22 protein-coding genes and 1 tRNA gene are annotated in these 24,438 nt (G+C 54.7%); 17 read left to right on the forward strand and 6 right to left on the reverse strand.

The features are described 5' to 3' along the window. Positions 1-74 precede the first annotated feature (74 nt). Positions 75-827, reverse strand: a complete 753-nt coding sequence (nfsA, locus tag AC3ZPD_RS08530; RefSeq protein WP_490983855.1) for an oxygen-insensitive NADPH nitroreductase — start codon at positions 825-827, stop codon at positions 75-77. A gap of 502 nt (positions 828-1,329) precedes the next feature. Here nfsA and AC3ZPD_RS08535 point away from each other — a divergent pair. Continuing rightward, positions 1,330-1,530: a cold-shock protein gene (locus AC3ZPD_RS08535; protein WP_068699733.1), complete on the forward strand. Its 201-nt coding sequence runs from the start codon at positions 1,330-1,332 to the stop codon at positions 1,528-1,530. 77 nt (positions 1,531-1,607) lie between these two features. Further along, a complete protein-coding gene (locus AC3ZPD_RS08540) occupies positions 1,608-1,844 on the forward strand; it encodes a cold-shock protein (RefSeq protein ID WP_068699734.1) in 237 nt (78 codons plus the stop codon). A 105-nt stretch (positions 1,845-1,949) separates the two neighbouring features. Here the strand turns inward: AC3ZPD_RS08540 and AC3ZPD_RS08545 are convergent, their stop codons facing one another. Beyond that, complete coding sequence (locus AC3ZPD_RS08545; RefSeq protein ID WP_490983856.1) at positions 1,950-2,453, reverse strand: CcdC family protein; 504 nt, start codon at positions 2,451-2,453, stop codon at positions 1,950-1,952. Positions 2,454-2,673: 220 nt separating this feature from the next. Here AC3ZPD_RS08545 and AC3ZPD_RS08550 point away from each other — a divergent pair, with 220 nt between their 5' ends. From AC3ZPD_RS08550 to cysW, 4 genes are all read left to right on the forward strand, one after another. Beyond that, positions 2,674-3,756, forward strand: coding sequence for a lactonase family protein (locus AC3ZPD_RS08550; RefSeq protein WP_490983857.1), 1,083 nt, complete (start codon positions 2,674-2,676; stop codon positions 3,754-3,756). Between the two features lie 331 nt (positions 3,757-4,087). Beyond that, entirely contained in the window at positions 4,088-5,131 is a 1,044-nt protein-coding gene (locus AC3ZPD_RS08555) for a sulfate ABC transporter substrate-binding protein (protein WP_490983858.1), read from the forward strand. Between the two features lie 77 nt (positions 5,132-5,208). Continuing rightward, positions 5,209-6,042 carry a sulfate ABC transporter permease subunit CysT gene (gene cysT, locus AC3ZPD_RS08560; protein WP_490983859.1) on the forward strand — a complete coding sequence of 278 codons (834 nt, stop codon included), beginning with the start codon at positions 5,209-5,211 and terminating at the stop codon, positions 6,040-6,042. Between the two features lie 20 nt (positions 6,043-6,062). Next, positions 6,063-6,929 (forward strand): sulfate ABC transporter permease subunit CysW, encoded by an 867-nt coding sequence (cysW, locus tag AC3ZPD_RS08565; RefSeq protein WP_490983860.1) that lies wholly within the window; start codon positions 6,063-6,065, stop codon positions 6,927-6,929. 155 nt (positions 6,930-7,084) lie between these two features. On the opposite strand, the gene AC3ZPD_RS08570 is transcribed toward cysW, so the two are convergent. Beyond that, a complete protein-coding gene (locus AC3ZPD_RS08570; protein ID WP_490983861.1) occupies positions 7,085-8,089 on the reverse strand; it encodes a hypothetical protein in 1,005 nt (334 codons plus the stop codon). Positions 8,090-8,194: 105 nt separating this feature from the next. On the opposite strand from AC3ZPD_RS08570, the gene AC3ZPD_RS08575 reads away from it, so the two are divergent. The 6 genes from AC3ZPD_RS08575 to AC3ZPD_RS08600 all read left to right on the forward strand — a co-directional run bounded on the left by AC3ZPD_RS08575 (position 8,195) and on the right by AC3ZPD_RS08600 (position 15,349). Then, the gene (locus AC3ZPD_RS08575; RefSeq protein ID WP_490983862.1) at positions 8,195-8,905 is read left to right on the forward strand and encodes a DUF421 domain-containing protein; all 711 of its coding nucleotides are present in this window, start codon (positions 8,195-8,197) and stop codon (positions 8,903-8,905) included. A 280-nt stretch (positions 8,906-9,185) separates the two neighbouring features. Then, complete coding sequence (locus AC3ZPD_RS08580) at positions 9,186-10,019, forward strand: sulfite exporter TauE/SafE family protein (protein WP_490983863.1); 834 nt, start codon at positions 9,186-9,188, stop codon at positions 10,017-10,019. An 86-nt stretch (positions 10,020-10,105) separates the two neighbouring features. Further along, positions 10,106-10,420 (forward strand): DUF1634 domain-containing protein, encoded by a 315-nt coding sequence (locus AC3ZPD_RS08585; RefSeq protein WP_490983890.1) that lies wholly within the window; start codon positions 10,106-10,108, stop codon positions 10,418-10,420. Between the two features lie 348 nt (positions 10,421-10,768). Then, positions 10,769-11,407, forward strand: coding sequence for an NAD(P)-dependent oxidoreductase (locus AC3ZPD_RS08590; protein WP_490983864.1), 639 nt, complete (start codon positions 10,769-10,771; stop codon positions 11,405-11,407). Between the two features lie 100 nt (positions 11,408-11,507). Then, positions 11,508-13,226 (forward strand): NAD(P)H-hydrate dehydratase, encoded by a 1,719-nt coding sequence (locus AC3ZPD_RS08595; protein WP_490983865.1) that lies wholly within the window; start codon positions 11,508-11,510, stop codon positions 13,224-13,226. A 422-nt stretch (positions 13,227-13,648) separates the two neighbouring features. Further along, a complete protein-coding gene (locus AC3ZPD_RS08600; protein ID WP_490983866.1) occupies positions 13,649-15,349 on the forward strand; it encodes a proline--tRNA ligase in 1,701 nt (566 codons plus the stop codon). Positions 15,350-15,489: 140 nt separating this feature from the next. On the opposite strand, the gene AC3ZPD_RS08605 is transcribed toward AC3ZPD_RS08600, so the two are convergent. After that, positions 15,490-16,392 carry an SDR family oxidoreductase gene (locus AC3ZPD_RS08605; RefSeq protein WP_490983867.1) on the reverse strand — a complete coding sequence of 301 codons (903 nt, stop codon included), beginning with the start codon at positions 16,390-16,392 and terminating at the stop codon, positions 15,490-15,492. A gap of 241 nt (positions 16,393-16,633) precedes the next feature. Between AC3ZPD_RS08605 and AC3ZPD_RS08610 the strand changes: the two genes are divergently transcribed. From AC3ZPD_RS08610 to AC3ZPD_RS08620, 3 genes are all read left to right on the forward strand, one after another. Further along, entirely contained in the window at positions 16,634-18,427 is a 1,794-nt protein-coding gene (locus AC3ZPD_RS08610; protein WP_490983868.1) for a S9 family peptidase, read from the forward strand. Positions 18,428-18,480: 53 nt separating this feature from the next. Further along, positions 18,481-19,275 (forward strand): TIGR00266 family protein, encoded by a 795-nt coding sequence (locus AC3ZPD_RS08615; protein ID WP_490983869.1) that lies wholly within the window; start codon positions 18,481-18,483, stop codon positions 19,273-19,275. Positions 19,276-19,459: 184 nt separating this feature from the next. Next, on the forward strand, positions 19,460-20,083 hold the full coding sequence (locus tag AC3ZPD_RS08620; RefSeq protein WP_490983870.1) for a TetR/AcrR family transcriptional regulator: 624 nt from the start codon (positions 19,460-19,462) through the stop codon (positions 20,081-20,083). Between the two features lie 77 nt (positions 20,084-20,160). Here the strand turns inward: AC3ZPD_RS08620 and nrdG are convergent, their stop codons facing one another. Further along, the gene (nrdG, locus tag AC3ZPD_RS08625; RefSeq protein WP_490983871.1) at positions 20,161-20,679 is read right to left on the reverse strand and encodes an anaerobic ribonucleoside-triphosphate reductase activating protein; all 519 of its coding nucleotides are present in this window, start codon (positions 20,677-20,679) and stop codon (positions 20,161-20,163) included. Further along, positions 20,676-22,649 carry an anaerobic ribonucleoside triphosphate reductase gene (locus AC3ZPD_RS08630; protein WP_490983872.1) on the reverse strand — a complete coding sequence of 658 codons (1,974 nt, stop codon included), beginning with the start codon at positions 22,647-22,649 and terminating at the stop codon, positions 20,676-20,678. Before AC3ZPD_RS08630 ends, nrdG begins: the two co-directional genes overlap by 4 nt. Before the next feature lie 382 nt (positions 22,650-23,031). Here AC3ZPD_RS08630 and AC3ZPD_RS08635 point away from each other — a divergent pair, with 382 nt between their 5' ends. Both AC3ZPD_RS08635 and AC3ZPD_RS08640 read left to right on the forward strand, forming a co-directional pair. Next, the gene (locus AC3ZPD_RS08635) at positions 23,032-23,331 is read left to right on the forward strand and encodes an MTH1187 family thiamine-binding protein (RefSeq protein WP_490983873.1); all 300 of its coding nucleotides are present in this window, start codon (positions 23,032-23,034) and stop codon (positions 23,329-23,331) included. Between the two features lie 178 nt (positions 23,332-23,509). Continuing rightward, positions 23,510-23,582, forward strand: a tRNA-Thr gene (locus tag AC3ZPD_RS08640). Positions 23,583-24,438 lie beyond the last annotated feature (856 nt).

Here is a 24,438-nt window from a genome sequence, read left to right on the forward strand (position 1 = left end):
CATGTGAAGAATCCTTGTAGTTCTTATATCTCTCTTTATTATATCACAAGCGGCTGGCAGACGTTAAAGGGGGCTTATTCCAGCTTAAAGCCCCGTTCCTTCAAATATTCGCGCATATGAGGACGCGACAGCGAGGTCAATTTGTCCGCCATCAGCCGCGTCCAGGCCGTATCGCGGGCGCCGTTTGTCCGTTCGGAGATGTACTGGACCATCGTTTCGTCATAAGCCTTTAAATGGCTGTCGGCCTGCTCTTTGTCGAAGCGGTCGACATGCAGCACGGCTTCAAGCGGCAGACGCGGACGAAGGACCGGCGTCTGATCGGGATAGCCCAGGCACATGCCAAAGACGGGGTAGACCAGCTCGGGCAGCTCCAGCAGCTCGCTGACTTCGGCGATCCGGTTCCGGATGCCGCCGATGTAGACGATTCCGAGGCCCAGCGATTCGGCTGCCACAGCGGCATTCTGTGCTGCAAGCGAAGCGTCGACGGTAGCGATAATGAAGTTTTCCGTCAGCCCTTCGCGGCTCTCAAGCTCGGGTGTATATTGATCAGCCGCATCCTTCAGGCGGTGCAGGTCGGCGCACCAGACGAGGAATACCGGGCACTCTGCCACATAAGCCTGCCCGCCGCAAAGCTCGGCCAGCTTGCTTTTTCTTTCCGGATCTTTAACGGCAATAACGCTATAGGCCTGTACATGGCTGGAGCTGGAGGCCATCTGTCCGGCGGCGACCACCTGCTCCAGCACGGAGCGGTCCACGGGCCGGTCGGCATACTGGCGGATGGAACGGTGGTTCATGATCAAATCTATGGTCGGATTGGAATTGCTCATTAAAAGTCATCTCCATTCGGTTTATTATCTTTTTTCGTTTTTTACATTAATTAAACTACTCGGCCAGCCCGAATGCAAACGGGCCCCGCTGTGCCGCTCCGAGGAGGCAGTCTGCGTCCGGAACAGGAAACTCGCCATGGCAAACGGGATGCCGGGATATGGAAATGAGGGAACGGACGTACCTAAAAATATTCATAAGATCCGGAGCCGATTTCGGGTCTATTTTTTATTTCTTTTGCATAAAATATTGAGGTGACGGAAAAATTGGATGTACAGGATCGTTTGCTTTTTCCTGGGAGTGGGAGTATAATAATTTTAATTGAGAACTGTTTTAAAGCGATATTCACGTATTGAAAAGAGTGTCACTTTGAATGGAACTTTTTTCAATGTGTGAATTTTTTTTGCATCGTCAGATGAATTTTTTGGCTCCCTTCGGGGGGATTGGGGTTCACTGCGGGGAATGAAAAGGAACATGTTAATTTACTTGAGGAGGAATTCACCCATGGAAACTGGAACAGTGAAATGGTTCAACGCAGAGAAAGGCTTTGGTTTTATCGAAGTTGAAGGCGGAAGCGACGTATTCGTACACTTCAGCGCAATCACAGGCGAAGGCTTCAAAACGCTTGACGAAGGTCAACGCGTTCAATTTGATATCGTTCAAGGCAACCGCGGTCCACAAGCCGACAACGTTGTTAAACTGTAAGAATATTGCAGGACTCTGCCCTTAACAGACCAGTTAAGGGCAGTTTTCTTTTTTTATTCTGAACTAGGAGGGAAAACATGAACTATCGTAAAAAAACGTTAGAAGAAATACCCCAGGAGCTTACGTCCATTTGGTCCTGTACGAGCGATGGCTGCAACGGCTGGATGAGGGATAACTTTGCGTTTGACTACACTCCCGTTTGTCCTTTATGCTCGGCATCCATGGAAAAGGGAACGAAAATGCTTCCCCTTCTGGTCAACAACAACGGTAACATTAAGGATTTGAAAAAAGGGGTCAACATCCAGAATTCTTAATGACAGAGGGCTTTACATGAAAAAACCGCGGGCACTCAGCGAGGCTCTGCGGCTTTTTTTTTGTCGTTTTTCGGTTGTACGGGGCACTGCGCATAGACTTAAAAATCAGTTTGTCTGCGAAGCAGGCGGGTTAATAAGATGATATTCCTTCAGCATATAGAGACGCCAGCGGGTAATCATGCCAAACGCCAGCAGGAAAAAGAGGCCCGCCGTTTGCGGGATCGAGACGTATTCCTGTATGAACTCATGCAGAATGAGGCGAAGGACCAGCAGCCCGAGCAGAATAAAAGCAAACCCGGCGGAACGCTGGACGTAAACTTCGCTGCCGCGCATTTCAAATTTGGTCGTTCTGATCAGCGGGTAGGAGAAGATCAGCCAGCCTGCTGCAAAAGCGATGAGCCCCCACCAGAACGGGAAACGGACGGGCGGGTACACAAACATTAAGGCCCCGGTGGCCATGCCCAGCGGCGGGATGATGATTTTCCGCACGGTAACGGGCCGGCTGCTGGCTTTGAGGCGCACAAAAATAACCGACAGGGCGAAAACCGCGGTGACCAGCGTTACAAGGATGCGGAGCGTATTTGGACCAAAAATAGTGGTGACGTCCATAAAGGTCTTCCTCTCTATACAAAGTGTGGGTTTCAAAGGATGTCCGCTTTTTAAGATAGAATGGAACCATTATAGCATATCCTGCCAGCGACTTCCCGTCTCGCCCGGCGAAGTCCTTCTGTTCGGCGTCCGGCAGAGATGATATATTCATAAGGATGTTTTATTGGTTATGCAGCCTCTTTTTAATCCCCATCCCTAATGAAAAAGGAGTGCAAGAAAAATGACTGCAAATTCGGATCAACAAGGCAGATGGCTGTTCTACATAGGTTCTTATTCGGATGCGGACCAGCCCGGCATTTACCTGGCTTCATTGAACAAAGAGACCGGAGAAATGGAGATCATCAGCCGGACGGCCGGCGTTGAGAACCCTTCTTTTCTGGCAGTCCACCCGGCCGGCCGGCATTTGTATGCGGTTACGGAGACGGAAGCCGGAGAGGTTGTGGGCTATGAGATTTCGGAGGACGGCTCCTTGAAGGAGCAGAAACGCCTGCCGACAGGCGGAGAACATCCCTGTCATGTGGCGTTTGCGCCGGATTCCCATCTGGTAACCGCCAACTATACGGGAGCCCAGGTCAGCAGCTACAAGCTGGATGATGAGGGAAAACTGGAGGAGGTTTTGTCCAGAGTCCAGCACATCGGCAGCGGCCCCGACAAGGAGCGGCAGGAAAAAGCCCATACGCATTCCGCGATTCCGGACAAACACGGGAAATTCGTGTATGTTTCCGATCTGGGAACGGATAAAGTCGTGATTTACAAACTCACGGCCGGCAAGCTGGAGACTCATCGGGAGGTTTCGCTCCCGGGCGGCTCGGGTCCCCGCCATTTTATAATCGATCAGGATGAAAAATGGGCCTATGGCATCGATGAGCTCAGCAATACGTTTACGGTTTATCATTACGCCGCCGAGGAAGGTTTGCTGGAACCGGTCCAGCAAATCTCGACGCTTCCGGCGCATATTGATCCGGCAGGCTGTACGGCGGCCGATCTTCACCTTTCCGCTTGCGGCCGGTACTTATACGGATCCAATCGCGGAGCCTTCGACAGTCTCGTCCGCTTTGAAGTTAGCCGCGAGGACGGTAAGCTCAGCCATCCCGAATGGTTTGAATGCGGCGGCAAGGTTCCGCGCAATTTTGCCGTCGTGGATGAACGCCTTTTGCTCTGCGCCAACCAGGACAGCAGCGATATTGTTTCTTTCTTCATTGACCCGGCAACCGGAATGCTGAAGGAAACCGGCCATAGGCTGCAGGTGGCGAAGCCGGTCTGCATAGCGGGATGGCACACGAAAAACGAGGCGAATCGATAACCGGGGCTCTGAAGACGTTGGAAGACATAAAGAATGGGCGTTTTGAAGCCCAAAAAACCGCACTGCCCCGGCAGCGCGGTTTTTTTACGCGCATTTCAGCTAAAAAATCCATATTTTTGAACCAGAAAAGGTTTGACAAGAGTTGGAAACTCTATATAATAGGCATATATACAACTAAACAGGTAGGATTTAAATGAATAAGGTTTTAGACAGGATGAGGGAAGCGGAGCCCGGCATACACGGACGTAACCCGGTTTGACCAGAGGGGCAGACGTGGAACTCATTCTATTTTTTTATAAAAACAATTTAATGCTTTAGAGGGGTGAAACTGTTGAAGAGAAATTTAAAGAAAGCTGTAATCGCTAGCGTAGTCCTAAGTCTGACGGTGGCCTTGACGGCCTGCGGCTCCGATGAAGGCAAAGCCGGCGCGAACAGCAAAAAGATTGAGCTGCTTAACGTTTCTTACGACCCCACGCGTGAACTCTACGAAAACTACAATAAAGCCTTTGCCGCTTACTGGAAGCAGAAAACCGGCCAGGAAGTGACCATCAAGCAGTCTCACGGCGGATCCGGCACGCAAAGCCGCTCGGTCATCGACGGTTTGGATGCGGACGTGGTGACGCTGGCGCTGGGCTATGATATTGACGCCATCCAGGATGCGGGGTTGATCAATAAAGGCTGGCAGAGCAAATTTGAGCTCAACAGCTCTCCTTATACCTCCACCATCGTGCTGCTGGTCCGCAAAGGCAACCCGAAAGGCATCAAGGACTGGGACGATCTGGTCAAAGACGGCGTGCAGGTCATTACGCCAAATCCGCAAACCTCCGGCGGCGCAAGATGGAACTATCTCGCGGCTTGGGAGTATGCGATGCATCACAACAACGGCGACGAAGAGAAAACGAAAGACTTCATGAAAAAGCTGTTCGCCAACGTTCCGGTTCTGGATACGGGAGCGCGCGGGGCGACCACAACGTTTGTGGAACGCGGGATCGGCGACGTGCTGATCGCCTGGGAAAATGAAGCGCTGCTGTCCATGAAGGAGCTGGGCGCAGGTAAATTCGAAATCGTTTATCCTTCCGAAAGCATTTTGGCGGAGCCTCCGGTCGCGGTCGTGGACAAAAACGTCGACAAGAAAGGCACGCGGGAAGTAGCGGAAGCGTATCTGCAGTATCTTTATACCGAAGAAGGGCAGACGATCGCCGCCGAGAACTTCTACCGGCCTACGCTGGAAAGCGTAAAGGAAAAGTTTAAGGATAAATTCAAGGACATCAAGCTGTATACGATCGATGGAGAGTTCGGCGGATGGGCAAAGGCCCAGCAGGAGCATTTCAGCGACGGAGGCATTTTCGATCAAATTTACACGCCGGGCAAATAACCAACGTCACAAACCGAAAGAGCGAACCGGAATCTAACGGTTAGTCCTGGACATTACTCTCGGGAGGGTTCCGAACAATGAAAGCTGCTGCCGTTTCAAACCGGGGCATTTTGCCCGGATTTGGGTTAACCATGGGTATCACGATTCTCTATTTAAGCCTTGTTGTGCTGATCCCGATTTCGGCGCTTCTGTTCAATTCTACAGGCCTAACCTGGGAAAAGTTCGCGGATGTAGCCGCGGATCCGAGAGTTATCGCCTCTTATAAAGTCAGCTTTCTGACTGCGGGAGCGGCGGCGCTTGTGGATGCGGTGCTGGGGCTGCTGCTGGCCTGGGTACTGGTCCGGTATGATTTTCCGGGCAAAAATGTGTTTGATGCGCTCGTGGATCTTCCGTTTGCGCTGCCCACGGCCGTCGCTGGCGTTGCCTTGACGTCCATTTACGCCAATACCGGCTGGATGGGCTCTTGGCTGTCGAAGCTTGGCATTAACGTGGCGTTTACGCCGCTCGGGATCATTATTGCGCTGATGTTCATCGGCATTCCGTTTGTCGTCCGGACCGTGCAGCCCGTGCTGCAGGAGCTGGAGGCCGACGTGGAGGAAGCTGCGGCAACCCTGGGTTCGGGCCGTGTCCGCACCTTCTTTGCGGTTATCCTCCCGCAGCTGGCTCCCCCGCTGATAACCGGATTTGCGCTGGCATTCGCGCGCGGCATCGGGGAATACGGCTCAGTGGTGTTTATCTCCGGCAACATGCCGATGAAGACGGAAATCGCGCCGCTGCTCATCATGTCCAAGCTGGAACGGTTTGATTACGCCGGGGCTACGGCTGTGGCGCTTATTTTGCTGCTGATATCGTTTCTGCTGCTGCTGGCCACCAACATGCTGCAGCGCTGGATGCGCAAAAGCGCGGTATAAGACGAGGAGGGAGTTTGCTTATGGCAGGAACGGTTCCGGCCCTTCAGGGCGGCCCTAAGGTTTCGGCTGAACGCAGCCGAAGTACGGCCTCTCCGGCCGCGGTTAAATGGGGACTGATCGTTTTGGCCGCGCTGGTCATGCTGTGGCTGATCGTGCTGCCGCTGGCGGCCGTTTTGGCCGAGGCGTTTCAGCAGGGATGGGGCGTCTTCCAGGCTGCCATCACCGATCCGGACGCGCTTTCCGCGCTCCGTTTGACGCTGCTGGTCGCCTTGATTACGGTGCCGCTGAATACGCTGTTCGGGATCATGGCGGCATGGGCGATTACAAAGTTTCGTTTTAAAGGGAAAGGGCTGCTGACGACATTGATCGACCTGCCATTTTCGGTTTCGCCTGTAATCGGCGGTTTGATTTACGTGTTGATCTACGGAAAAAGAGGCTGGTTCGGGCCGTGGCTGGAGGACCATAACATTCAAATTATTTTTGCCCTTCCGGGAATCGTCCTGGCTACGCTGTTTATTACGTTCCCGTTTGTGGCCCGGGAGCTTATTCCTCTCATGGAGGACCAGGGTCAGCAGGAGGAAGAAGCCGCCGTCACCCTTGGCGCGAAGGGCTGGAAGGTATTTTGGCATATTACCCTGCCTAATATTAAGTGGGGATTGATGTATGGCATCATTTTGTGCAACGCCAGGGCCATGGGCGAGTTTGGCGCCGTATCCGTCGTGTCCGGCCACATCCGCGGCGAAACCAATACCCTTCCGCTGCATGTGGAGATTTTATACAACGAATACCAGTTTTCGGCGTCCTTTGCCGTCGCTTCGCTGCTGCTGCTGTTGGCTTTAGTTACATTGGTGCTGAAAGCCTGGTTTACGCGGAAGCATGCCCATTAATGTTGGGATAAGGGAGCGCGACAAACGAATAGATGAATAAATGACGCAATAATTTGGAATAGATCACCTATAAAAACAGCCCTGTCGCGTTGGAGCCGACAGGGCTGTTTTTATGTTTTTAACAGGGCCTTTCGTTGCGTTAAACCCCGCTCTATTCAGCGTGTATCCGGCCGCGGCGGCGAACCCGCAGCTTCGGCGGCGCCGGTAAGGCCGGACGGTGGACTCTCCGCAGCGGAAGAGTCCAAAGCTGACGCGGCGGCCGCATTCGCGGCCGGAGCGGTTCCATCCAGGCCGGCCAACTCGTAGTGACCGGCGAAAGGACGGGACTTGCGCGGTTTGCCCTGGTTCCAGAAGCCTAGCGGGAACAACAGGATTTGCAGCGCAAGGGCGTAAGGCGCCGCGTCGAGTCCGGCGGCATGGACCGCAAACAGGGCGGCGATGAGCAGCGCCAGTCCGGTCCTCAAGCCGCTGCCGCGAGCGGGCCTGCGGTTCACCAGCAGCACCTGTCCGAGCATCGCAAGCGAGAGCAGGCCCGAGACCGTCCGCATGATCAGGCAGGCGATAGTCCAGCCTAAGCCGTCGTAACCGGTGTATTCATCCACCGGAAGCGCGGCCAGGTCCTGAGCCAGCCAAATGCCCAGGGTTACGCCGGCGGCCAGCAGGATAAACGGCAGGGCCGGACGCAGCAGCCGGACGAGCGAGCGTCCCCAGCCAGGCTGCTCGTGTGCCTGCAGCAGCCCCTCATATTCGTCCGCAAGGTGATGAGCCTCGCGGCTCATGACGCGGAGAATCGGCTCCAGCCGGGAATCATCTCCGCGTTTCAGACAGATGCCGATCTGCTCTCGCAGCTCGGACGACCCGTAGGGCGCCGTCTGGCAGGCGACCAGGCTTTCGGCCAGGCCGGCATCGTCCTGCAGCGGAGCCGCGGACAGCTCCTGCGATTCCCTGCCGATCCTTCTTCTGATTTCATATTCCGCCGTTCCGAACCTCTCAAGACTATCCCGCAGCTTGTCCAGCCGTGACTCTTCGCCGCGCCGCCATATGCGCTGCGCCGTGACGTAAAGCCAGGCAAACAGGATGACGGCAGCCAGCACGCCTGCTGCCCGCAGCGGATAGGTATCCATCCAGTTCAGCCAATCCGTAAGGAACACCAAGCTCACTCCTCTTGACCTCTAGTACCTCCACTATTGCACAACAAAGCATACAAATTCAAGCCGGGCGGGTATATAAAGTTATGAGCCAAAGAAAGCAAGGAGGCGGATTCAATGATGGTAGGCGAAATTACGGTAAAGCTTGTGATCGGATTCCTGGGGCTGTGGGTGATGACGAGGTGGCTGGGCAAAAAAGAAATCTCCCAGCTCACCCCGTTCGACTTCATCTCCTCCATCATGCTAAGCGAACTGGTGGGAAATACTATTTATGATGAAAAGACCAGTGTGCTGAAGCTCCTGTATTCGCTGCTGCTTTGGGCTCTGCTTTCTTTTTTGTTCGAAAAAGTGACTCAGCATTTCCGCAAGTTGCGAAAGGTGATGGATGGAAGACCGGGAATTCTGATCCGGCACGGCAAGGTCGATTTGAAGGAAATGCGGCGCAACAGCGTGGACTTTGACCAATTGCGGATGCTGCTCCGGCAGCAGAACGTTTTTTATATCGGCGATGTCGATTACGCCATCTTTGAGGCCAACGGCACTTTAAGCGTCATGAAGAAATCAGCTTCGGAATCGGTCACCCGCGGCGATCTTCAGCTGCCGGACGAGCCGGGCGAACTGTCCTACAATCTGATCGAAGAAGGAGGGATCGTCGAAGAAAATCTGGAGCTCATCGGTAAAAGCAAACGATGGCTGATGAAGCAGCTTGAAGAGAAAGGTTACGGAGATCTGGACGAAATTGCTTATGCCGAATGGCAGCCAAGCAGCGGACTTTACATTCTGGAGCATAAAGACGGTTCGTTGAGACAGCCGGAAGGCGATATTTAAGGGCGGCTTCGAAATTTATTTAGCTGTATTTAGCTGCTTAAAAACATGTCGGATACGCTTTCAGGAAGAAGGACGGAACTTTCCGTAAGTCAAAACGGAATACCGATCTTTTTTAATGTCGAAATGAAGAAGATATCTCTCATAAATTTTCATAATGAAATATTTTTTGGAGATATTATATTCTTGTGAAATCCAATTCTTTAAATTGCTTTCGTGTTATAATGTTAGCGGAATATAGACAGACAGATGGTGCGGGAATCGAAGCAGAGGAGGAGCTGGATTGACGGCTGAAGTGATTGAAATTTTTTTTATTGCCATCCTTGCGGGGGTGGTGGGCTCCATACTGGGCCTTGGAGGCGGCATTGTCGTAACGCCGGCCTTGACGCTGCTGTTCGGCGTGGATATCAACCATGCCATCGGAGCCAGCATTATTTCCGTTATCGCTACCTCTAGCGGTTCGGCGGTAGCTTATATCCGCGATAAAATTACGAACTTGCGGGTAGGCATGTTCCTGGAGGTGGCCACGACGGTGGGGGCCATTACCGGAGCTTTTTTGGGGGCGATTATTGCTCCTAAGTTTCTTTACGTCATTTTTGCGGTTTTACTGCTTTATTCCGCTTACGCCATGATCAAAAAATCCAACCAGGAAGTACCGCAAAACGTACGGCAGCACCCTCTTGCGGAGAAGCTGAGGCTGCAGGGAGAGTATTACGACAAGGCCATTGGACAAACGGTCGCTTACAATGTCGACCGGGTGCCGCACGGTTTCGGCGTGATGTACGGGGCGGGCGTCATTTCCGGCCTGCTGGGCATCGGCAGCGGCAGTTTTAAGGTTATGGCGCTTGACGTCTTTATGAAAATGCCGCTTAAAGTATCTACAGCCACCAGTAATTTTATGATGGGCGTGACGGCAGCGGCGAGCGCCGTCATTTATTTGTTCAGAGGCGACATCAATCCGGTGATTTCGGCCCCGGTGGCCTTGGGCGTTCTGATCGGCGCTACGGTCGGCTCCCGCCTGATGCAGCGCATGAAGAGCAAAACGATCCGCAAGCTGTTTATTCCGGTGATGATTTACGTCGCGGCGCAGATGCTTTATACAGGCTGGAGGGGTTAACGATGGACGAGGCTAAAGCGAAAAAAAATCCGATATCGGCGCCGGCCGCCAGCCGGATTGCCGCCGTAGAGCTGGCGGTCAGCAAAATGCTGCGGATCGGCATTTATGCAGCGGCAGCCGTGATTATTGTCGGCCTGCTGTGGCTGCTGATCACCGGCGAAGGCGGGTATCCGGAGGAGACCTACCCGACCACTTTTATGGGCATCATAAACGGCGTAGCCGACTGGAAACCGGTTGCGGTTATTGAAGCGGGGCTGCTCCTGCTGATCCTGACGCCGGTGCTGCGCGTGTTGGTTTCGTTATTTGCGTTTCTTCAGGAAAAAGACTACCGTTTCGTTGCGATCACCGCGCTGGTGCTGGTTATTTTGATCATCAGCTTCGCGCTTGGCAAAGCGGGCTGAGAAACGGTATGCAGCAAAGGAAAAGAGAGGGAGGCAGCAGGGAGCTGACAACTGACCTTAAGCCTGGGTAGTCAAACAGAAAAGCGGGGAGTCCCAGTCCGGGGCCCCGCTTTGTTTTTTTAGAGGATGCGGCTTTGTCTTTTCCGGTGTTACTTGTGTTTAGGACCGAAGATTGGTCATAATTATGGGTAAATGAGGAGAGTGAATGTGCAATGGGCAGCATGGATCAGAGCCAGCTGCAAGGTGCACTCTCCTATCAGTCAAATCGCAGTATGGACATTGAATAAAGCACAGCGAATAAAGCATACCCGGACAAGAAACAGCCGGGCTGCGGAAGAGGGTATAAATATGAAAATCGTAATTTTTGGAGCCACTGGCACGATCGGAAGCCGGATTTTGAAAGAAGCGTTACGCCGGGAGCATGAAGTCACGATGGTAGTCCGGGATCCGTCCAAGCTGGCGGCTGGAACGCCAAACGAGCGGCTGCAGGTGGCGAGAGGGGATATTTTGACACCGCAGTCCGTAGCGGAGATCGCCGCAGGTCATGATATTGTGATCAGCGCCTACGGTCCCCGCTTTGGCGCGGAGGACGAGCTGCTGGAAGCGGCCCGGTCGCTGGTCGAAGGGGTGCAGAAGGCTCATGCCCACCGTCTTATTATCGTTGGGGGAGCGGGCAGCCTGGAAGCCGAGCCGGGCGTGCTGCTGATGGATACGCCGGGATTTCCCGAGGAAGTCAAACCTTTGGCAAGGGCTCATGCCCAGGCGTTTGAGATTTACAAGGACTCGGACATCGACTGGACTTACTTGAGCCCGCCGCCGGTGATCCAGCCGGGAGACCGGACCGGCATGTTCCGGATCGGGACAACCCGCGTCATTCTGGACGAGCTGGACAACAGCCGGATTTCGGCGGAGGATTATGCGGTAGCGCTGCTGGATGAAGTGGAGGACGCCCAGTTTATCCGGGAACGGTTTACGGTAGCTTATTAAGAGGCAGGGCTCAGCGAGAGAAGGCTGGCTGAAGCTGAATATATGGAACAAGCCCAACAATCGCAGCTTTAAAATTTAGACGAAGCTTGGGGGAATCGTCATGCGCATAGTGAACAAAGAGCAGATGCGGGCGCTTGACCGGGAAACGATCGAAGGCATTGGCATCCCGGCCTTGGTGCTGATGGAAAATGCCGGCCGGGCCATAGCGGAGGAGGTCATCCGTTTCTGCCGGGAAAGAAACGGGATTCAAGAGGATGGGAACGGGCAGCAATCGGCAGGAGGATTTGGAGGTTTCCGGATCATCGAAAGGGACAAATGGGCCGCTTTGGACATGGGCGCGGGTTCGGCCTTTAACTCCGCTTCTGCGGTTCGCCTTGCCTCGACTGCGGCGGCGGAAAACCGCAAGAAGAAGGGGAGGGACCAAGAAGAGCACTGGCTTATCCTGGTCGGGAAAGGCAATAATGGCGGAGACGGCATCGTGTGCGCCCGGCATTTAATAGCGGCAGGCATCCAAGCGGACCTGCTGTACGCCGACGATCCGGAACACTTTTCGGGCGAGGCGGCGGTGCAGCGGGGTATTGCCGAAAGGCTGAACCTGCCTTTCGAGGTTTACGAGCCGGGGCGGATCGATTTCGGAGCCTATACCGGCCTCGTTGACGCGCTGCTCGGCACCGGGAGCAGCGGGGCGCCGCGCGGCCACTACGCGGCGCTGATCGCGGAAGCGGCCGGAAGCGGCCTGCCCGTCGTCGCGGCGGACATTCCGAGCGGGATCGACAGCGATACCGGCGGGGTGCCCGGCGCGTGCATCCGGGCGGACGTGACGGTCGCGCTGGGGTTTCTGAAAGCCGGATTAACGCAGTATCCGGCTGCGGGATACGCCGGCGAGATTGTGGTCCGGGATATCGGCATCCCGGACGTTTTGGCCGAGCAGGCGGGTTATGACGTTTTCCTGCTGACGGAAAACGTGCTGCGCAGCAGGCTGGGTGCGGACCCGGCGGGCCAAAGGCAAAGGCAGCCGGATGCGCACAAAGGCACCTACGGCCACGTGCTGCTGGCCGGAGGCAGCCTGGCCATGACCGGCGCGTGCCTGCTCGCCGGGCGAGCCGCCCTGCGAGGCGGCTGCGGCCTCGCCACGTGGGCGCTGCCCGGAGGCGCGCTGCCGCATGTGCTCGGGGCCGTGCCCGAGCTGATGCTGGCGCCGGCCGGCGGGGACGGCGACCGGCACTGGAGCGCAGGCGCCGCAGCCGATGTGCTGCGCCTGCTGGATACGCGAGGCGTGCTCGCCGCCGGACCGGGCCTGGGCCGGTTTGACGGCGACACGGACTGGCTTCGCGCCTTATGGGAAGGCGCGGGCAAGCCGCTTGTCCTCGACGCGGACGCGCTCAACATCCTTGCGGCGGCGGACGGCCTGAAGGCCTGGCCGCGCCGGGATGCGCCGACGATCCTGACGCCGCATCCCGGCGAGATGTCCCGTCTCGCCAGCATTCCCACGGCCGAGGTCCAGCGGGACCGCCTCGGCCTGGCCCGCCGCTTCGCGGCCGAGCACGGGGTCACCCTCGTGCTCAAGGGCGCCCGCACCGTCGTCGCGGCGGCGGACGGCCGCGTCTTCGTTAACGCGACCGGCAATCCCGGCCTGGCGACCGGCGGCACGGGCGATGTGCTCACAGGCCTCATCGCCAGCCTGCTCGCCCAGGGCCATGACGCCGCCTCGGCTGCCTGCCTCGGCGTCTACCTGCACGGAGCCGCCGGAGACAAGGCGGCCGCCGCGCGCGGCGGCGCAGCTTCGCTGCTGGCCGGCGACCTCATCGACGCGCTGTAAAGCAGCCGCTTGTCTGCGGCAGGAATAATTTTTGCTTAATCTGTCCATGTTGGAGATACAGCCTGTGCTGCAACTTTCCCATTGACGGAAACGCCGGTTAGCGGTAAATTAGGCTATATTGAGGAAACATCCAACCAGCTTGGACCAAGCCATGAGAGTTAAACCCGGTCGTTCAGAGAATAAGCCGTTTTTATGCTGAGAGGCTTTACGACGCGATTGATTCTCCCTACTTGCGAGCTGCACCGGCTGCTGCGTGCGGTCGGATGCCGGTTCATCCCCGTTACCGGATTTTGAGATTATGCTCTGGTCTGCCGTTGCCATACGGTTTGGCTGGCCGGACATAGGAATTAGGGTGGTACCACGAACGCATTCGTCCCTAGGGAGATGCGTTCTTTTTTATTTTTCCAAGGAGGAATTTTGAAATGAGACAAGACAAATTATTGGTTCCAACATTAAGGGAAGCACCAGGGGATGCCGAAGCAAACAGCCATAAGCTGCTGCTGCGCGGTGGTTACATCCGCCAGCTGGCTGCCGGTGTGTATTCGTATTTGCCGCTTGGCTGGAGAGTGCTCAGAAAGGTGTCCAACATCGTCCGCGAGGAAATGGACCGCACGGGTGCGCAGGAGCTGCTGATGCCTGCGATGCAGCCTGCCGAGCTGTGGGAGGAGTCGGGCCGTTACCAGGTTTACGGACCTGAGCTGATCCGTCTGAAAGACCGCAATGACCGCGAATTCGCCCTCGGTCCCACCCACGAGGAAGTCATCACGACGCTTGTCCGCAATGACGTCAATTCTTACCGCAAGCTGCCTATGAATTTGTACCAGATTCAGACGAAATACCGCGACGAACGCCGCCCTCGTTTCGGGCTGCTGCGCGGCCGCGAGTTTATGATGAAGGATGCTTATTCCTTTGACGTGAACTGGGAAGGGCTGGACAAGGTTTACAAGGATATGTACAACGCTTACAGCCGGATTTTCACCCGTGTGGGCCTGGATTTCCGCGCGGTGGAAGCCAATGCCGGCTCCATCGGCGGCGAAGGCGAAAATCACGAATTTATGGCGCTTGCCGAAATCGGCGAAGATACCATCGTAAGCTGCACGGCCTGCGATTACGCGGCGAATCTGGAGAAAGCCGAAATCGGCTTTACGGAGAAAGCCCGCAACGATGAGGGGGCTCCTGCTTACGAAAAAATCCATACGCCGGGTTCCGCTTCCATTGCCCAGCTGTCCGAGACTTTGGGCGTGCCTGCCGATCAGCTTGTCAAAACGATGATTTACGTAGCGGACGGAAAAATCGTAGCGGTATTAATCCGCGGCGATCATGAAGTGAACGAGCTGAAGCTTCAGGACGTGCTTGGTTTCGAAGACATCCGCCTGGCTGAAAGCGAAGAAGTGGCTGCGGCCGGTTTTGTGGCCGGTTTTGCAAGCCCTGTTGGCCTGGACGTAACGGTGGTTGCCGACCGCGAAGTCATGAATGTGGCCAGCTGGATCGTCGGTGCCAACGAGAAGGACTACCACCTGAAAAAGGTTATCCCTGGCCGTGATCTGCAAATCACGAAGGTGGCCGACGTTCGCAACGCGACCGAAGGCGACGTTTGCCCTCGCTGCGGACAGCTGCTTCAATTCCACCGCGGCATCGAAGTGGGCCACGTCTTCAAGCTGGGTACTAAATACAGTCAGGCTCTGGGCGCAACGTTCCTGGATCAGGAAGGCAAATCGCAGACGATGATTATGGGCTGCTACGGCATCGGCATTTCCCGGATCCTGTCGGCCATCACCGAGCAGCGCTCGGACGGCGGCAGCATGGTTTGGCCGGTCAGCATTGCCCCGTTCCATGTTCACCTGATTCAAATCGCCGCGAAAGACGAAGCGCAGCGGGGGCTCGCCGAGCAGCTATATGAACAGCTTCAGGCAGCGGGCATTGAAGTGCTGTACGACGACCGCGATGAACGCGCAGGCGTGAAGTTTAAAGATGCCGATCTGATGGGGATGCCGATCCGCGTTACCGTCGGCAAGCAGGCGGGCGAAGGCCTGGTCGAGTTTAAGAACCGTGCGGAGGACCGCAGCGAGGTTTATACCGTGGAGCAAGTTCTGGCTGAGGTATTGCGTTTCGTGAAAGCTTAAAGCAGGATACAGGAAAAACAAAAGGTGCGGTCCTGACGGAGTATTCCGCGGGCCGCACCTTTTTGGTTTGCGGGGAAAAGGACGGCCGCTTGTCGAAGCGTGCCGCTGCTTTTCCCTTTTTGTTGCCGATCGGATGTTCCTTAAGTCGTTACCATCTGTCCGCCGTTGACGTGCATCACTTCGCCCGTTACGAAGGAGGAGCACAGCTCGCTGGCCAGGAAGACGTAAGCGGGAGCCAGTTCATACGGCTGGCCGGCCCGTTTCATGGCGGAATCCAGGCCAAAGGTTTTGACGGTATTGGCGTCGTAGCTGGATACGATAAGTGGCGTCCAGATCGGACCCGGGGCTACCGCGTTTACGCGAATCCCCTTATCGACGAGCTGGAGAGCGAGGGAACGCGTAAAGCTGACAACGGCCCCTTTGGTCGAGGAATAGTCGACCAGGACTTTAGCTCCCCTGTAAGCCGTAACGGAAGTGGTATTGATGATGGAGGAACCCGGCTTTAGAGCCGGCAGCGCGGCCTGCACCAGATGGAAGTAGGACAGGATATTGGTCTGGTAAGTCCGGTACAGCTGCTCATCGGTAATATCGGCGATGCTGTCTTGAGGAAATTGAACCCCGTGATTGTTGACGAGGACATCAAGTTTGCCGAAGGTAGCCAGCGTTCTGCGGACGACCTCCTCGCAGTTGGCTTTGACGCGCAAATCGGTTTCAAGCAGCAGGCAGCGGCGTCCGAGCCGCTCAATAGCCTGTTTCGTTACCATGGCATCGGATCTTTCGTACAGGTAAGCGATGGCGACGTCTGCGCCTTCCTTGGCAAAAGCAACGGAGGTGGCGCGTCCGATGCCGCTGTCTCCGCCTGTGACCAACGCGATTTTACCCTCCAGCTTGCCGCTGCCTTTGTAGGCAGGATTATCCCAGATCGGCAAAGGCACCATTTCGCTTTCAATGCCCGGCTGCCGGTCCTGATGCTGGGGAGGAAAGGATATAATCTGCTCTTCGCAGACGGTTTCGGTTCCGTAATAAGGATATTTTGGATTCATGGGAAAAGGGTGGGCTCCTTTCTGGGCGTTTTTACTATGGGATAGGGTATGCAGCCGCCAAGGAAGGGGTGATTAACGGGAAGGCCTTCCGGCTTCGAGGTCTAACGGTTTCCGGCACAGCCCGCGCCGGCCGAAAGGCATTCTCCCTTCGACTTTCCCGGTCTGATCGCTTATGATAAGGAACAGGACTTCTTAAATTTTTCCAGCATAACCAATCCATTTATGTTAGGGAGGCGCAGGGATGATCCAATTTCCAAAACCGGATGTGGAGCAGTTTTTTCAAACCTATGCGATTCGCGATTTCACGGTAACCGCTGACGAGAAAAGGCTGATTTTCAGCAGCAACCTGAACGGGCAGCCCAATTTATGGGGGATGAATCTGCCGGACACGTACCCTTTTCCGCTGACTTACAACAATCAGAATGTCAATACGATCAAAACTGATCCGAAGGGACGGTTTGTGCTGGCCGGCTTTGACCGGGACGGAGACGAAAATTATCACGTATACGCTCTTCCTCCGGAGGGCGGCAGCCCGAAGAAGCTGATCGAAGGCGAACCCGGGGACAAGTTTTATATCGTGCATTTATCCGAAGACGGAGAACGTCTCTATTATGCGACCTCCCGCGAGAATCCGAGCTTCTTGAATTCCAGGCTGCTCAACCTGAAGACCGGGGAAGACAAGCTGCTTTACGCAGGCAAAGAGACCACAACCTCCCTGGAGGCGGTAAGCCCTGAGGAAAACCGGCTTGTACTCGTAAAAGCCTACGCCAACACGCATCAGCTGGCGTTTGTGCTAACAGATGGGGAAGAAATCGATCTGTCGCCGGACCCCGGAGCGGTTCAACTCAGCCATGGCTTTGTGTTTACGGACAACGATACGCTGCTTTACATAACCGATTTTGAAAGCGAATATGCCTATGTGATGCAATACAGCCTGGCGAGCCGGGAATACACGAGCGTATGCCAGATCGGCGGCGAGACGGTAACGGACATCAAATGGCATAAGGATTCGGGCCTGCTTTATATTTGGACGGAAAAAGGCACCGAAAACCGGATGTACGTGAAACCTCTGGAGGGCGGAGAAGCAGTGCCGGTCAGGCTGCCGGTGGATGTCGTAGAAAAAGCCGTCGTTGCCAAATCCGGCACGGTTTATATTTTGGGACGCGGCGCGGTGCAGCCGTTTAACATTTATCGTTATGCGGACGCGGATGGAACATGGACGGCGCTTACGCAAAACCGCGTGACCGGCCTCGCGCAGGAGGATCTGGTATATCCGGACGTGGTCCGCTACCCTTCTTATGACGGGCTAGAAATCGAAGCCCTGCTGTTCAAGGCCAAACCGGAGGTGGCCAACGGATACACCGTTTTCTGGCCTCATGGCGGTCCGCAGGCGGCGGAGGGCAAGTTTTTCCGGGCGATGTTCCAGTTTATCTTGGCTTACGGCTACAACATCTTTGCGCCTAACTTCCGGGGAAGCACCGGCTACGGCTCCGAATTTGTAAAAAGGGTTGAAGGAGACTGGGGCGAAGGGCCGCGGCTGGACTGCGTCGCCGGCATGGAGTGGCTGTTTGACCAGGGCATTTCCAGCCGGGAGAAACTTTTTGTGGTCGGGGGCAGCTACGGCGGCTACATGACGCTGCTGCTGGCGGGCCGCCATCCGGAGTATTTCCGGGCGGCGGTGGATATTTTTGGCCCGAGCAACCTGTTTACGTTCATCGATTCCGTGCCGGAGGACTGGAAGCCGATCATGGAGCGCTGGCTGGGCGATCCGGTGCGCGACAAGGAGCGTTTGACCAAGGATTCTCCGATCACTTATTTGAAGCAGATGGTAAAGCCGATGCTGGTTATTCAGGGCGCCAACGATCCGCGTGTCGTCAAAGCCGAATCCGATCAGATCGTAGCCGCGCTGAAGGAACAGGGGACCGAGGTGGAGTACGTGGTGCTTGAGGACGAAGGACACGGGTTCTCCAAACGGAGCAACGAAATTTTGGTATACCGCCGTATGCTGGAATTTTTAAATAAACATCAGGCTTAGAAACAAAGATGTTTTGTTTTTCTGCGGCTTAAGACCGGAAGGAGAAGGTAAAAATGAGTGCCCACGAAATCGATTACGTAATTCTTGGCGAAGAAATGCAGTGCGTGGAAATCCAGCTTGACCCCGGAGAAAGCGTAGTAGCTGAAGCAGGCAGCTTTATGATGATGGATCCGGATATCCGGATGGAAACCGTATTCGGCGACGGCAGCGGCGGACAGGGCAGCGGCATGTTCGGAAAGCTGATGGGCGCGGGACGGCGGCTGCTGACCGGAGAAAGCCTTTTTATGACCATCTTTACGCATACCGGATATGGCGGGCGCCAGGCGGTGACGTTTGCGGCACCTTATCCCGGCAAAATTATCCCGCTTGATCTGCAAAGCTACGGCGGCAAAATCGTCTGCCAGAAGGACTCCTTCCTGTGCGCAGCCAAAGGCGTTTCGATCGGCATCGAGTTTCAGCGCAAGCTGGGAACCGGCTTTTTTGGCGGCGAGGGGTTTATTATGCAAAAGCTTGAGGGAGACGGCCTGGCGTTTGTCCACTCGGGCGGTTACGTACTGGAGAAAGAGCTTGCTCCGGGCGAGGTGCTGCGCCTCGATACCGGCTGTCTGGTGGCTTTCACGTCTGGCGTCGAATATGACATCGAATTTGTAAAAGGAGTGAAGTCCGCCCTGTTTGGCGGCGAAGGTTTATTTTTCGCCACGCTGCGCGGGCCGGGCAAGGTTTGGGTACAATCGCTGCCGTTTAACCGGATGGCGGACCGGATTATGGCCGCTTCGCGAATCGGCGGAGGCCGGCGTGAGGAAGGCAGCCTGCTCGGCGGGCTTGGCGATTTGTTCGACGGCAAATAAAAGGCGAGGTCCGGAACAAGCATCTTGGTGACCTCGCCAATATCTATAGCAGGTCTCCATGGTGTACAGTTCAGGGAGGCTTGCTTTTCTTTTTAAATAATAACAAAAATTATAAATCGTCATTTGACAGAGGGTATGTTACGATAAAAGGAACAGAGTGATGCAGGAGGTGTTCCTGGAAGTTATGAGCAAAAAATCAGCTGTCCTGACTAAAACGGAAATTTTGGATGCCGCCGAGACGGCATTACGCAGATTTGGACCGGACAAAACCTCGGTCACGGATGTGGCCAAGCTGCTGGGGGTAAGCCATGGTACGTTGTACCGGCATTATGATACCAAAGCCGCTTTGAAGGAGGCGGTCACCGAACGCTGGCTGGAGCAGATGATCAGCAAACCGTTAGAGGAAATCAGCGGGGGGATGGAAGTGGGAGCCGAATCCGAAGCTGAATCTGAGGCCTATATTCCCGACCGGCTTAAAGCCTATATTAAGGGACTGATAAAGCTGAAACGGGATTTTTCCCAACACGATGCCGAAATGTTCAAAATGTACGCAGAGGTAACGGAAGCTTCGGCCGCCCTGGTCTCCGAGCACATTTCCGTGCTTTGCGGACATTTAACGTCCTTAATTAAAACCGGCATGGACAAAGGTCAGATTCGGCCGGGGGACCCGGCTAAAATGGCCCTGGCCTTATTTCAGGCCACTGCCCGTTTCCACCACCCGGCACATGCTTACGAATGGATAGAGGCGGAGATCGACGACCAGTTTGAGCAGGTATGGGGAATGCTTGAAGACGGATTTAAAAAATAATAAAAACAGCGGGCCGAATTAGAGAATCGGTGCCGCTGTTTTTTTTTTGTGAAGCCCTATGAGTTCTATGCAGCCCTTCAAAACCGGATGGTTGGCTCCCAAAGCTCCACCTGGCCGGAAGCCAGACTGGCCGGGATGTTGATTAGCCTTTGATTGGAGCTGCCGCAGTAGCGGAGGGAGGTATCCCGCAGCGCTTCTTCGAAACGGCCGTCCACCAGCACATGGCAGCGGCGGAGCAGGGCGTTTTCGGCAGCCGAAGGGTCCGCCGTCAACTCCTCGTAGGTATAGCCGGAATAGATCCAAATGTTGACCGGCCCAGCCTGCTCGTACAGCCGGTCAAGAAAGCTGCCGACTTCGGCAGCGGAGAAAAAGGGATCGCCCCCGAGCAGGCTGACGCCGCTGAGCAGCGGATTTCCGGCGATGTCGCGGATGATTTCGTCCTGCCTGTCCAGGGTAAACGGCTCCCCGTAATTGAAATTCCACGTAGCCGGACTGAAGCAGCCCTTGCACCGGTGCCGGCAGCCGCTGATAAAAATCGATGCCCGCAGGCCTTCGCCTTCATTAATGGATTCCGGGTAATAGCCGCACAAATTCATGGCGTATGTTTGACCCGGTCCCGCACCTCGGCCTGCTTGGCGCTGTTAAACCGGGTCTGGAAATCCCCGGTTAAATAGCCGGTCACCCGGCGCAGGCGGCGGATGTGCACGTCTTCCTCATGGCTGGCGCAGGACGGGCAAACGGAGCCGATAATGCCTTCATAACCGCAGGCCGAGCAGCGGTCGATCGGGTGATTGATGCTGAAGTAGCTGACCTGCTGGGACAGCGCATACTGCACGATGCCCAGGAAAGCCGCCGGATTGCTGCGGGCGTTGCCGTTCAGCTCGATGTAGGAGATGGCTCCGGCATTGCACAGGTCATGGAAACGCGCTTCAAGCTGGATTTTCCGCGCGGCCTGAATTTCGTAATACACGGGAATATGGAACGAGTTCGTGTAATATTCACGGTCGGTGATGCCCGGCAGCGAACCGTAATAATGACGGTCGCGTTTCGTGAATTTGCCGGACAAACCTTCAGCAGGGGTAGCAAAAAGCGTGATGTTCAAATCAAGCTCATCGCTTTTCCGGTCGCAATAGGCCCGCATATAAGCGATCAACCGTAAGGCCTTCTCAAACACCTGCTCGTCTTCGCCGTGATGTTTGCCGTATAAGGCCTTCATGCATTCGGCGACGCCGATGAATCCAAGCGACAGGCTGCCGTGCTTCAGCAGCTCACCTACCGGTTCATCCGGGGCAAGCTGTTCTCCTCCCTCCCAGACGCCTTCCCGCATCATAAAGTCGGAGGCTTTCGCCTTCTGCCGGCACTGGATATCGAAGCGGTGCAGCAGGCCGTCCAGCGCGATGTCCAGGTAATGCTCGAGGGCGCGGTAGAAGCCGGTCTCGTCTGCTTTTTTCCGTTTGCCGAGCGCCGTTCCGTATTCAATCCCCAGCTTGACCAGGTTCAGGGTGTTAAAGGACAGATTACCTTTGCCGGACAGCTTGTTGCGGCCGAAGCGGTCGCTGAGCACCCGGGTGCGGCAGCCCATCGTCGCAAATTCGGTGTCCGGATCGGATGGATCGTAATATTGAAGGTTCAGCGGAGCATCCAGGTTGGCGAAGTTCGGATACAGCCGTTTGGCCGAGCATTCGGCCGCTTTCAGGAACAGGGCGTAGTTCGGGTCTTTAGGCGACTGGTTGACGCCCTGCTTGCACTTGAAGATCTGAATCGGAAAAATCGGCGTTTCCCCGCTGCCCAGCCCCCGCATGGTGGCGTTCAGCAGAGCGTCGGTCACCATTTGCCCTTCCGCCGACGTACAGGTTCCGTAGTTGATGCTCGTAAACGGAATTTGACCGCCTGCGCGGCTGGACATGGTGTTCAGGTTGTGGATCAGGCTTTCCGCGCCCTGCAGCGTTTCGATTTCGGTTTCTTTCAGGGCATAACGGAAGGATTTCGGGTAACGGAGCTGCAGCGTAAAGCTGGACATGCTGATTTCGTCCGGCTCTGCGCCGTCTTCCTCTTCGAAATAGGACAGTCCTTTACGGAAATATTTGCTGAACGACTTGGCCACGTAAGGCGCAAGGTCGTGGTCGATTTTGCTGGCGGAGACGCCGCCGTATTGGGCATTTTGCTGGGATTGGAAAATAATCGCGACCAGCGCCATCGCCGTCATAATCGAATTCGGCGGTCTGACGCTGCCGTTCCCGGTGTTGAAGCCGCCGCCCAGCAGCTTGTCGAACGGAATGAAAATGCAGTTCGTCGTGCCGATCGCGTATTGGTCCAGATCATGGACATAAACGTAGTTGTCCTCAATCGCCCGGACGACAGGTTTGGGCATGATAAAATGTTTGGCATACCATTTGGCGTATTCACTGCCGAGTTTACTCATTTTCCCCGAAAAACTCTCCCCGTTCAAATTTGCATTCTCCCGGATCAGATCCAGATCCTTGCTGTCGATGATGTCCTCTCCCACCGCGATCATTTCACGCAGCAGATGTTCATTGGCTTCGTAAGTAGGTTGAAGTAGTGCCATATTTGCTTTGAACTCCCTTCCGAAAAATGGTCTTATATGTCGTTTGAAATACAAGTTGGCATATAGGGTTTAAAGGACCGGCTGTGGCCGGTCTATGTAGGATGACGCCGGATTGCGGCACTCTTAAAAAAGGGATGGTTAGGCTAAGGTTTTGTTTCATTCACACTACATATCGTTGATTCCAAATGATCATACAACAACATCTAGTGTTCGGCAATGATAAAAAAGTCACATCAAAGGGGCCGTAAGCCTGGACGTCCTGTCCTGACTGGCCCGCGGGCAGATGTGAATTTTTTTCAAATTTGATTATGGCGATTTTGGTAATTTCGGTGCAGGCTGTTACAATATAGGCGACAAATAACGAACGAAGGAGTGGGCAGGCATGGCAATCGCAGAGGTAACGGTGCTTCCGGTGGGGACAGGTTCGACTAGCTTGAGCGCTTACGTGGCGGACATGCAGCGGGTGCTGGAAAGTCAGGAGGGGATCCGGTTTACGCTCACGTCCATGAGCACGATTATCGAAGGACCGCTGGACCGGGTGTTCGCAGCCATTCAGGCTTTGCATGAATCGCCTTTTGCGCAGGGGGTACAGCGGGTGTCGACCTCGATCAAAATCGACGACCGGCGCGACAAGGAATCCTCCTCCGAGCAGAAGCTGCGTTCTGTCCGGGAAAAGCTTTAAAAGCAGAAATGCGAGCAAGCGAGCAAGGAAGAGAAACGGGGCGCTAGCGGGAGAATAAGCAGGAAAACCGGGGATAAATTAAATTAGATCCTGCAACTTGAGGGCGTCCCGGTTTGTATGTCCGTTGAAAATTGGTTATCGGAACTATATAATAATTAATACGGCTGTTCTAAATTATGCTGGTGTAGCTCAGTTGGTAGAGCAACGCACTCGTAACGCGTAGGTCGGGGGTTCGAGTCCCTTCACCAGCATTCCATAAAAGGCAGTCAGGACGCGGCTTTCCGGGATTTCGGAGGGCCGCGTTTTTAATGTTTAGAGTTTCCTATAACCAGAAGCACAGCAAAAAGGACCGACAATAAAAAAATACCTATCAGGCTGATCATCTGAATCATATTGTCGTAGGGGGATGGAAAGGCTAGGTGCGCGAATATCCATTGCCTTAATACATAAAATAGCAGTTGAAAGATTCCGCAAAACACTAAACCCACCATAATCCAATTTTTAATCGTTTTGATGGTATCACCGTTCCTTTTTAATATTATCAGAACAATAACACGTAGCATGACTTCATACCACGTAATATTGAGGTATATTACGTGGTATGCTAAGATAACAATAGAAACAAGGGGGCTGCGCCACAGCCTCCCCGGTACAACACTTGGATGGAAACCTCCAGGAAATTTGTCTTGAAAATAACCCGTTCCCCTGGCGCTAACCTGGGCGGGTTATTTTCGTCTATTCAGGTACGCGAGCAGCGCAAGGACAAACATTCCGAGCATAATCACTTCCGAGAACGAAAATTGCATAAGCATCACCTCCAATCCGGAGGCGATACTCCCCACCCAAGTTCAGTTGTACAAGCTAAATTATACCATGAGTCTGCGATTTCCGCAGGCTAAGGCCAGGCTTGATCAGCAAGTCCATGAAGATGAAGACTTAAGGTCATTAATTATAAAAAAAGCAAAAAGACGCCTGGAAGCATTTTGAACTGTACCCTTTGTCAAGGACACTTGTAAAAAAAGGGACTTGTGGTTTTAAGCCGCAGATAAAAGATGATTCCTGTACTGTACAGGAGTCATCTTTTTACGTCCCCATTGATATCTGTGG

It is taken from the genome of Paenibacillus mobilis (genome assembly GCF_058267595.1).